This is a genomic window from Vibrio sp. R10-SF1-ISO8 (assembly GCF_059833805.1).
This window is the reverse complement of sequence record NZ_JCBDHL010000018.1, coordinates 298400-309318: the sequence shown is the minus strand read 5'-3', so window position 1 is coordinate 309318 and position 10919 is coordinate 298400. Positions and strand designations below refer to the sequence as shown.

Sequence of the window (10919 nt, the reverse complement as noted above, 5' to 3'; positions counted from 1 at the left end):
CCAGAGTTTGGTGAAGAAGAAGCACTCGCTGATGTTGCCGAAGAACCTCAGCCAGAAATTGAAGCATCAGCAGCTGATCTAGCGGACGAAGCGTTTGAGCTAGATGACCTAGAGTTACCAGAGTTTGGTGAAGAAGAAGCATTAGCAGATGTTGCGCAGGAGCCTCAACCAGAAGCTGAAGCACCAAATGCGGAAGTAGCGGACGAAGCGTTTGAGCTCGATGATCTAGAACTACCAGAGTTTGGCGAAGAAGAAGCATTAGCTGAAGTCGCTGAAGAGCCTCAACCACAAGTTGAAGCACCAATGGCAGAACTAGCAGACGAGTCTTTCGAGCTTGATGACCTAGAGCTGCCAGAGTTTGGTGAAGAAGAAGCATTAGCTGATGTTGCCGAGCAGCCTCAACCAGAGATTGAAGCACCCACTGCAGAACTCGAAGACGAGTCGTTTGAGTTAGACGACATAGAGCAACCGGAACTTGGTGAAGAAGAGGCACTGGCAGATGTTGCTGAGGAGCCTCAGCCAGAAATTGAAGCTCCAAGCGCTGAACTTGCAGACGAGTCGTTTGACTTAGACGACATAGAGCAACCGGAGCTTGGTGAAGAAGAGGCACTGGTAGATGTTGCTGAGGAGCCTCAGTCAGAAATTGAAGCACCATTCGGGCAGATCTAGCGGACGAAGTCATTCGAACTTGATGATCTAGATCAGCCAGAGTTTGGTGAAGAAGAGGCACTGGCTAGATGTTGCCGAGCAGCCTCAGTCAGAGAATTGAAGCACCCACGGGCAGAACTCGCGGACGAAGTCGTTCGAGCTAGATGATCTAGAGCAACCAGAGTTTGGTGAAGAAGAAGCTTTAGCTGAAGTCGCTAATGAGCCTCAACCAGAAGTTGAAGCACCCACTGCTGAACTCGAAGACGAAGCGTTTGAGCTTGATGAGCTAGAGCTACCAGAGTTTGGTGAAGAAGAGGCGTTGGTTGATGTTGCTGAGGAGCCTCTGCCGGAGGTTGAAGCACCAAATGCGGAACTAGAAGACGAAGCGTTTGAACTTGATGACCTAGAGCTACCAGAGTTTGGTGAAGAAGAAGCTCTCGCTGATGTCGCTGATGAACCTTTACTAGACAGTGAGGCTCCTGTAGCGGAGCCGAGCAATGAGTCGATTGAAATTGCTGAAGCCGATCTTCCTCAATATAACGAAGAAGACGCGCTGGATGATCTTGAACCAACCAGTGACGAACTGACAGCAGATGATTTTGAGTTAGAGCCTGTTGAACTTCCAGAGCTGAGTGAGATCCCTTCAGAAAATGTTGCTCCATCTGCACAAGAGATTGACCTAGCCCATCAAGACTACGATGAGAAAGCGTTTGATGAGCTGCTATCGGAAGAACAGCCTGAAACAGCAAACTTCTCGTTTGATACCCCGATAGATGCCACCACTTCTGACAGTGCGGGCATGGATATCGATGCCATGCTTGAAATGGGAGAGGATTGGAATGGATTCAATCTGTCACCTGAGCAGCAGGCAAGTATTCCTGATGAGATCCCTGAAGATGAGGCGGATGTTTGGGCGCAAGATAATCAACCTGAACAAGCTCAGATACTAGATGAAAACTGGGAAGACCAGCCAGAGCTTGAAGAGTTTAACCCAAATGATAACAGCTACCGAACCATTGATGAGTTAATGGCGGAAGTCGAGTCTGAGGAAGAACAAGCGATTGATGATGAGCTTAAGCTCGATGTCGGTTTGAATGACTTCCCTGATGTGATTGGTGATATTGGTGATGCGGCAGATGTTGATGCCAATGCAGAAGCGGCCGGTAAGCTAGATCTAGCGAAAATCTACGTTGAGATGAATGATGCTCAAGGAGCGATTAAGCTACTAGAAGAGGCCATCGTTGATGGAAGTGATGAGATTCGCCGAGAAGCGAAGAACCTGATTGATACCATCAATAAGGGCTAGGCGATTCTAGATATCAAGTGAAAAGGGGGCTGCTGTTTAGCCCCCTTGTTTTTTGGTATATACTGCCGCCCCCAAGATTTGGTCACCAGACCTTAGTAGCAACAATTCAACGAGAACATCCTGATGAGAATTGCTTTAGGCATCGAATACAACGGCACTCAATATTTTGGTTGGCAACGCCAGCGAGAAGTAAAAAGCGTACAAGAGAAGCTAGAACGCGCATTGAGCATCGTTGCAAACCATCCTATTGAAGTCCAATGTGCGGGTCGTACTGACGCAGGCGTACACGGTACAGGACAGGTGGTTCACTTCGATACCACAGCAACACGCAAAATGGTCGCTTGGACTATGGGAGCCAACGCGAATCTGCCAGACGATATCGCTGTACGCTGGGCAAAAGAAGTGCCTGACGAGTTTCACGCGCGTTTCTCTGCGACCGCTCGTCGTTATCGCTACATCATTTTTAATAGCGCACTCAGGCCGGGTATTCTTTCATCGGGTGTCAGTCACTATCACGGTGAGCTGGATGAAAACAAGATGCATCAAGCCGCGCAGTACCTGCTTGGTGAAAACGACTTCACATCTTTTAGAGCGACGCATTGCCAATCACGCAGTCCTTGGCGCAATATGATGCACATTAATGTGACGCGCCATAACCAGTATGTCGTGATCGATATTAAAGCCAATGCATTTGTTCACCATATGGTTCGTAACATTACAGGTAGCTTGATTTGTGTTGGTCGAGGCGAACAGAAACCAGAGTGGATAAAAGAGCTACTCGAGATCAAAGATCGTAAGCAAGCAGGGGCGACGGCGAAAGCGGAAGGCTTGTACTTGGTGGATGTTGATTACCCAGAAGAATTCCAATTGCCAAGAGTGCCGATTGGGCCACTATTTTTGCCAGACAATTTGAACTAAACCGTGGTAAATTGTCGAACTAATCAGGTCTTTAGTGTGTGAGGAATTGATTCAAGAAATAGGTACAACCAGTTTTTTGTCTACACTTGGCATTTAATATGCTTTAATCCTCACGCGTAAATTCAGAATTTGTATCCCTCGCTTTAGGCGCGGGAGTAGAGAGAAAAGGTCTTCCATGAGTTGGCTTGAAAAGATTTTAGAAAAAAGCAACATCGTTAGTTCACGTAAAGCGTCTATCCCTGAAGGGGTTTGGACTAAATGTACTTCATGTGAACAGGTGCTTTACCACGCTGAACTAGAGCGTAACCTAGAAGTATGTCCGAAATGTGACCATCACATGCGTATGAGAGCGCGTCGTCGCCTTGAAACATTCCTAGACGAAGATAATCGTGTAGAGATTGCCGACGAGCTTGAGCCGCAAGATAAACTGAAGTTCAGAGACTCGAAGAAATACAAAGATCGTATTTCTGCGGCTCAGAAAAGCAGTGGCGAGAAAGATGCACTAGTTGTAATGAAAGGTGAGCTTCTTGGCCAACCTATCGTTGCGTGTGCATTTGACTTCTCTTTCATGGGTGGTTCAATGGGTTCTGTTGTTGGTGCGCGTTTTGTTCGTGCAGCAGAAGCAGCGATGGAAGCAAACTGTGGTCTAGTGTGTTTCTCAGCAAGTGGTGGTGCACGTATGCAAGAGGCGCTAATGTCTCTAATGCAGATGGCAAAAACCAGTGCAGCGCTAGAGCGCATGTCTGCAAAAGGTCTACCTTTCATTTCAGTGATGACTGACCCTACTATGGGTGGTGTATCTGCGAGTTTAGCGATGCTGGGTGATATCAACATCGGTGAGCCAAAAGCACTGATCGGTTTTGCAGGTCGTCGTGTAATTGAACAAACTGTACGTGAAGATCTACCGGAAGGTTTCCAGCGTAGTGAATTCCTTCTGGAGCATGGTGCCATCGATATGATCGTTGACCGCCGTGAAATGCGTCAGCGTATTGGTAGCCTAATGGCGAAGATGAACAACAATCCATCACCTTTGGTGGTTTCTGTTAACGATTCGCCAAATGAAGCTGCTTATTCTGTACCAGAAGCAGACGAAAAAGGGTAAAGTAACTCACTAACAAGCAACCACAATCAATTGGTTATAGTTAGATGAGTCAAAGCCAAATTCCTCAAGCCACATCTCCACTGTCGATGTGGCTTGATTATTTAACCAACATCCATACCTCTGCGATAGACCTAGGTCTAGACCGTGTTCAAGCTGTTGCTCAATCAGCAAACCTTACTAAACCTGCTCCTACTGTTATTACTGTTGCTGGTACTAATGGCAAAGGTTCTACTTGTGCCTTAATGGAAGCGATCTTACTTGATGCCGGCTATTCTGTTGGTGTCTACAGTTCTCCGCATCTTATTCGTTACAACGAACGTGTTCGTATCAATGGCGAAGATCTTAGTGATGAAAAGCATGCGAAAGCGTTTGATTTTATCGAGAAACAGCGCGGCGAAATCAGCTTAAGCTTATTCGAATATGGCACCCTAGCTGCCTTGCGTCTTTTCCAAACAGAGAAAGTAGATGTTGTTCTGCTTGAAGTTGGATTAGGTGGTCGCTTAGATGCGACCAATGTGGTGGATCATGATGTTTCTGTGATTACTAGCCTAGCCATCGATCATGTTGATTGGCTTGGTGATGATATCAATGTGATCGGTTTCGAGAAGGCGGGTATTTTCCGCAGCGGTAAACCTGCAATCTGTGGTCAACCAAAAGCGCCTGCGACTGTTGCAGCGCACGCTGATGATATTGGTGCAGAGTTCTACCCTGTTGATATTCAGTACAGCTACAAGCTGCAAAACGAGTCGATTTGGCAGTGGACACATGGAAGTTACACCCTCGACGAACTCCCTGTCCCAGGTTTACCCCTACAAAATGCAGCGACCGCGCTTATGGCACTGGCGACAGCGAACTTAGACTTAAGCGATGTGAACATCGTGAATGGACTTAAAAACGCGCAATTACCCGGTCGTATGCAAGTGATCAGCACAGAGCCAACAATCTTGTTAGATGTTGCGCACAACCCGCACTCTGCAGAGTACTTAGTTGAACGCGTTGGGCAAAAATACCAAGGTAAGAACATTCATACCGTGGTGGCAATGCTGCACGATAAAGACGTTGAAGCGACGCTCAATGCGCTAAGCCCAATCGCTGCCAATTGGTATCCAGCTTCTCTTTCTGGTCCACGTGCGGCGAGTTCAGATGAACTATGTCAGTACCTGCCGTCAGGGACTGCCGAGTATTCGAATCCAGTTGAAGCATTTGAAGCGGCATTGACAAACGCAACGCCACAAGATGTCATCCTCGTTGTTGGTTCTTTCCACACTGTGGGTGAAGTGCTAGAGCATTGGCAAAACAAAGGTGAATAAATGGCAAGCAAATTTCAGAGCCGTCTCGTTGGTACCATTATCCTTGTCGCGATAGGGATTATTGTTTTACCAGATGTATTAGATGGCAAGAAAACCCATTACAAAGAAGAAATCGCAAGCATCCCCCTTAAACCAGAGCTCGACAGCGAGCTTGAAAGTTTTGAGATACTTGATCCGGTTGATGATAGTCAAAGTTTACCTGACACGCCGATTGAAGTTGCGGTCACTCAGGAACCTGTAGCTGAAGATAAGCCGTTGCCAGTGGTAATAAAAGAAGTCCCAGAGCGTAACGAATACCAAGATAGCGCCTGGATCGTCCAGCTCATGGCATTGAAGAATGCTGACAACGCCAAAAATCTGGTTAAGGATCTACAAAAGCGCGGTTATCAGGCACACACCAAACCCGAAAATGGTTTTACCCGAGTCATTATTGGTCCTGATGTTTCAAAGAGTAAGCTTGAGCGCCAGATCATCGAACTGGAAAAAATTACCGGTTCAAAAGGTCAATTGCTCAAATTTAAACCACTAAATCCATAAGAAAACGTTTGCGTCAGCGTTTTTTCTGTTAAAATGCGCGCCAACTTAAGATGTAAGTACAGAATGAATCCGTTAGATATTGTCATTTTAGGTGTGATCGGCCTGTCGGCTTTGATCAGTTTAGTTCGTGGTTTCGCTAAAGAAGCGTTGTCATTAGTGATTTGGTTTGGAGCGTTTTTTATCGCGAGTCAGTACTACGCGAAACTAGCGGTCTACTTTACCAATATCCAAGATGACATGTTCCGCAACGGTGCCGCGATTGCAGCCTTGTTTATTGCCACTTTAATCGTTGGTGCTCTCGTCAACTACGTGATCGCCCAACTGGTGCAAAAAACAGGGTTGTCGGGGACAGATAGAGTATTAGGCGTCGTCTTTGGCGGTTTGCGTGGTGTTCTTATTGTGTCTGCCGGGCTATTTTTTATGGATGCGTTTACATCGTTTCCAGACTCACAGTGGTGGAAAGGTTCGCAACTGGTGCCGGAGTTTAGCCGCGTCATTGCCCCTTTCTTCGAACACTTACAAGCAACATCTAGTTTCTTATCTGGCGCGCTATAACGCGCCAGTCATTGTCAAAATCGAGGGTTAGGACATGTGTGGTATTGTTGGAATCGTGGGCACTTCGCCTGTAAACCAGTCTATCTATGATGCATTGACGGTATTGCAGCATCGTGGCCAAGATGCCGCGGGTATTTGTACCATAGAAAGCAATCGTTTTCGTCTGAGAAAAGCGAATGGTTTGGTCAAAGATGTGTTTGAAGCTAAACACATGCAAAGACTCCAAGGCAACGTAGGTATCGGCCATGTTCGTTACCCAACGGCAGGCAGTTCAAGCGCGTCAGAAGCTCAACCTTTCTATGTAAACTCTCCATTTGGTATCACGCTAGCGCACAACGGTAACCTTACCAATGCGTCTGAAGTCCGTGAAAAACTGTTTGAGAAAGACCGTCGTCACGTAAACACAACTTCAGACTCTGAGGTGTTACTTAACGTACTTGCTCATGAAATTGATACCGTAAAAGGTAACGTCACGGCTGACGACGTGTTCCGCGCAGTCACCAACGTTCACCGTACTATCCGTGGCGCATACGCAGTAACAGCGATGATTATTGGCCACGGTATGGTAGCCTTTCGCGACCCTAACGGCATTCGCCCTCTATGCCTAGGTAAACGCGAAGTTGCAGGTACAACCGAATACATGGTTGCTTCAGAGTCTGTGGCGCTAGATGCAGTTGGTTTTGACTTCCTACGCGACGTTGCACCAGGTGAAGCGATTTACGCGACGTTTGATGGCCAACTGCACACTAAGCAGTGTGCTGACAATCCAGTACTCAACCCATGTATCTTCGAGTTTGTTTACTTCGCTCGTCCAGACTCATTTATCGACAAAATCTCGGTATACAGCGCACGCGTTGAAATGGGTAAAAAGCTCGGTGACCGCATCCGTGACGAGTACGACCACCTAGATATCGATGTGGTAATTCCAATTCCAGAAACATCATGTGATATCGCACTACAGATTGCTCAAGCGATTGATAAGCCATACCGCCAAGGTTTCGTGAAAAACCGTTACGTTGGCCGTACCTTCATCATGCCGGGTCAGCAACAACGTAAGAAATCTGTACGTCGTAAGCTAAACGCAATCCGTTCTGAGTTTAAAGATAAGAACGTACTTCTGGTTGATGACTCTATTGTACGTGGCACCACCTCTGAGCAAATCATCGAGATGGCTCGCGACTCAGGTGCGAAGAAAGTCTTCATGGTATCGGCTGCACCAGAAATTCGCTTCCCGAATGTGTACGGCATTGACATGCCAAGCGCAACTGAGCTTATCGCTCACGGTCGTGACAATGACGCAATCTGTCAGCAAATCGGCGCAGATGAGCTTATCTTCCAAACCATCGATGACCTAGTCGACGCAGTTGGCATGGGTAACCGTGATGTTGAGAAGTTTGAAACGTCAGTCTTCAGTGGCGAATACGTTACAGGCGATATCGACCAAGCTTACCTAGACTTCCTAGAGTCTCTACGCAGCGATGACGCGAAAGTACAACGCGAGATCCAGCAAGACCTAGCAAACCTAGAGCTGCATAACGAAGGCGCGTAGAGCGGGAACGCTGCGCTCGGGAACGGGCTTCGCTCTAAGGAGCGCTTCGCTGCTGGAAAGCTAGTTAGCAAGAGATAGACAAAAACCGATGCTGTGCATCGGTTTTTTTGTTTTGAGAACGGATTTCGTCCTTCGAGAACGCTTCGCTTCGAGAGTCTAGAGTCGAGATCGGGCTTCTCACTTCGTGTTGTTTCGTTTCGCTGAAACAACGCCAAGGTCATTTTATAGAGAGACGAAGGAACGAGTAGGGAATCTCTGAAGGTTATCTGCTCGCTGAAAGAGATCCCCAAGTCGCTCGTGCCTCACTCTTGAGGATGACAGTATCATAAGGGTTGACGTGACCATCAGCTCTGCAAACTATTTCCAGTTTTCCAGTTTTCCAGTTTTCCAGTTTTCCAGTTTTCCAGTTTTCCTTAGGACGAAGTCCGTTCCCGCATCCCGCTTCTCGTTCTTAGCTCTTCACTCGATAAAGCTGACTCAACATAAACATCGCTGTTGCACTGATAACCACAGACGGGCCAGCAGGGGTGTCGTAGTGCCAAGACATACTCAAACCAAGCAGAACTGCAATTGCACCTATGATAGAGGCGAGCAGTGCCATTTGCTCTGGTGCTTTGGCAAAGCGGCGCGCGGTTGCGGCAGGGATGATCAATAGAGATGTCATGATGAGTGCTCCAACGAACTTCATACCAATGGCGATCACAAGACCAACCATGAGCATCAAGATTAGGCGCATTAAATCGACGTTGTGGCCTTCTACTGCTGCTAAATCTTCATTGACTGTAGTAGAGAGCAGTGAGCGCCAAAATAGGGCGAGTACCGAAGAGACAATAGCTACGCCGATGTAAATGTAAACAAGGTCTTCAGGTGTTACTGCTAATAAGTCACCGAAAAGATAACTCATTAAATCAATACGCACGTTATCAAGGAAGCTGACTGCGACTAAACCGAGTGATAGGGCACTGTGAGCAAGAATGCCGAGTAGGGTATCTGTGGCAACAAGCTGCTGTTTTTGCAAGGTGACTAAGATAACCGCTAGCGCCAAACAACAAACCGTCAGTGCTAGGTAAAGGTTAATATCTAACAAGAAGCCGAGTGCTAACCCCATTAGAGACGCGTGAGCTAATGTATCGCCAAAGTAGGCCATACGACGCCAAACGACAAAAGAGCCTAAAGGTCCGGCGATTAATGCGATACCTAAGCCCGCCAAAATGGAAGGAAGTAAAAACTCAATCATGATGATGACCGTGAGAATGATTTGAACAATTGTCAGCATCACCATCGACGGGATCGCCAGCGAGATCATGATGGTGATGGTTGTGCTGATGGTGATAGAAGGCAAAGGGTTGCTGATGAGTATGACCAAACAGCGCGATATAACTTGGGTGCTGTGCAATATCAGCAGGCGCGCCAGAGCAGCAGACATGGTGGTTAATACATACCACGTCATCTGTTTTTGCCATCACCAAGTGTAAATCATGAGAAACCATAAACACGGCACAGTTAAAGCGATGACGAATTGTATCTATCAGCTCATACAAATCAATCTGACCTTGAACGTCGACACCTTGCGCAGGTTCATCCAGCACTAAAATGTCAGGACGTTGAAGCAATGCTCGTGCAAGGAGAACACGTTGGTTCTCACCGCCTGATAGAGAATGCATGTTGCTCTTGAATAGGTGCTCAGCGCCGACTAACTTCAGCGCATCGTTCAACTCTTGTTTGCTGTATTTACCTGCTAAACGCAGAAAACGCTCAACATTAAGTGGCAACGAGTCATTGAGCCTAAGCTTTTGCGGTACATAACCGATCTTTAGCCCTTTCGGCTTGGTGACTGTTCCGCTGAAGGTTTTTTGTAGACCAAGAAGCACTTTGACCAGAGTAGACTTTCCTGCTCCGTTCGGGCCTATTAGTGTGGTTATCTCGCCTCTGTTAAGACGAAGAGAAATGTTATCAAGTACTTTTCGTTCACCAAATTGAACGCAAATATTATTGAGTTCGACTAGAGTCGACATGAATGGAACTCATTTGCAATTGACTAATGTTATAATGTAACATTTATTCACTCTTATAACTAGTCGGTAATCATCATAATATGAAACGTTTTCTAACGGCTTGCGCGATTGTACTTGCAAGTACGTCTATTGCCCAAGCATCAACCGTTCTAACCAGCATCAAACCAATTCAGCTGATCACAATTGAATTGACAAAAAACATCTCGCAACCTGATGTACTTCTGGGTTCCAATACCTCACCTCATGACTATGCATTGCGTCCTTCAGATGTAAAGCGTCTGCGAAATGCGGATCTTGTAGTTTGGTACGGTAATGACTTAGAACCGTTTTTAACGAAAGTCCTTAAAGAGCAAGGTAATGTACTTACATTGAGTGATATCAATGGATTAGAGCTGCGTGAGTTTGCTGGTGGCCATCACGACCATCATGGTCACGACGGGCATGATCATGGTTCTCACGATCCTCACTTTTGGTTAGGCTATAAACCGACAATGCAAGTTGCTGAAGCGATCACGCAAAAACTTGTTGAGCTAGATGCGAGCAACAAGGCTGAGTACGCAAAAAACCTAGAAGCGTTTAAGCAGCAGTTAACCGAACAGAAAGCGGCAATTACTAAACAGTTAGCGCCTGTTGCGGACGCTGGCTACTATGTTTTCCATGATGCTTACGGTTACTTTGAGCAAGATTTTCCTCTAAATCACCTTGGTTACTTTACGGTGAGCCCTGAACGCAAACCAGGCGCGAAAACACTGATCTCTATCCGTAAAACGCTAGCGGCAGAAAAAGCTCGATGTGTATTTTCAGAGCCTCAATTTACTCCAGCAGTGGTTGAATCTGTCACTCGTGGTAGCAACGCTAAAACAGGTGTACTTGATCCGTTAGGAATTGACGTCGAAGCGGTTGAAGGTGGTTACTTTAAGTTCAAGCAGAATCTTGCTGATAGTTTTAGCAATTGCTTAATACGTTAAATATGACATTC

At 46.6% G+C, this 10919-nt stretch carries 10 protein-coding genes and 1 pseudogene; 9 read left to right on the top strand and 2 right to left on the bottom strand.

From position 1 onward, the window contains the following. From AC6R00_RS14720 to purF, 8 genes and pseudogenes are all read left to right on the top strand, one after another. Positions 1-669, top strand: a pseudogene (locus tag AC6R00_RS14720) (FimV/HubP family polar landmark protein); the annotation flags it as partial. Between the two features lie 298 nt (positions 670-967). Next, entirely contained in the window at positions 968-1954 is a 987-nt protein-coding gene (locus AC6R00_RS14715; RefSeq protein ID WP_500640902.1) for a FimV/HubP family polar landmark protein, read from the top strand. 123 nt (positions 1955-2077) lie between these two features. Then, positions 2078-2872 (top strand): tRNA pseudouridine(38-40) synthase TruA, encoded by a 795-nt coding sequence (truA, locus tag AC6R00_RS14710; protein WP_171801279.1) that lies wholly within the window; start codon positions 2078-2080, stop codon positions 2870-2872. A gap of 175 nt (positions 2873-3047) precedes the next feature. Continuing rightward, positions 3048-3974 (top strand): acetyl-CoA carboxylase, carboxyltransferase subunit beta, encoded by a 927-nt coding sequence (gene accD, locus AC6R00_RS14705; RefSeq protein ID WP_004747649.1) that lies wholly within the window; start codon positions 3048-3050, stop codon positions 3972-3974. Between the two features lie 44 nt (positions 3975-4018). After that, a complete protein-coding gene (gene folC, locus AC6R00_RS14700; RefSeq protein ID WP_500640901.1) occupies positions 4019-5284 on the top strand; it encodes a bifunctional tetrahydrofolate synthase/dihydrofolate synthase in 1266 nt (421 codons plus the stop codon). Further along, positions 5285-5821 (top strand): SPOR domain-containing protein, encoded by a 537-nt coding sequence (locus tag AC6R00_RS14695; RefSeq protein WP_500640900.1) that lies wholly within the window; start codon positions 5285-5287, stop codon positions 5819-5821. It begins immediately after the preceding gene. 63 nt (positions 5822-5884) lie between these two features. Further along, positions 5885-6376 carry a CvpA family protein gene (locus AC6R00_RS14690; RefSeq protein ID WP_004747653.1) on the top strand — a complete coding sequence of 164 codons (492 nt, stop codon included), beginning with the start codon at positions 5885-5887 and terminating at the stop codon, positions 6374-6376. 34 nt (positions 6377-6410) lie between these two features. Further along, positions 6411-7925: an amidophosphoribosyltransferase gene (gene purF / locus AC6R00_RS14685; protein ID WP_500640899.1), complete on the top strand. Its 1515-nt coding sequence runs from the start codon at positions 6411-6413 to the stop codon at positions 7923-7925. 451 nt (positions 7926-8376) lie between these two features. On the opposite strand, the gene znuB is transcribed toward purF, so the two are convergent. Then, entirely contained in the window at positions 8377-9162 is a 786-nt protein-coding gene (gene znuB, locus AC6R00_RS14680) for a zinc ABC transporter permease subunit ZnuB (protein WP_239826268.1), read from the bottom strand. Further along, entirely contained in the window at positions 9155-9940 is a 786-nt protein-coding gene (gene znuC, locus AC6R00_RS14675) for a zinc ABC transporter ATP-binding protein ZnuC (RefSeq protein ID WP_500640898.1), read from the bottom strand. Before znuC ends, znuB begins: the two co-directional genes overlap by 8 nt. A gap of 80 nt (positions 9941-10020) precedes the next feature. Between znuC and znuA the strand changes: the two genes are divergently transcribed. Further along, positions 10021-10908: a zinc ABC transporter substrate-binding protein ZnuA gene (znuA, locus tag AC6R00_RS14670; protein ID WP_500640897.1), complete on the top strand. Its 888-nt coding sequence runs from the start codon at positions 10021-10023 to the stop codon at positions 10906-10908. The last annotated feature ends 11 nt before the right edge of the window (positions 10909-10919 follow it).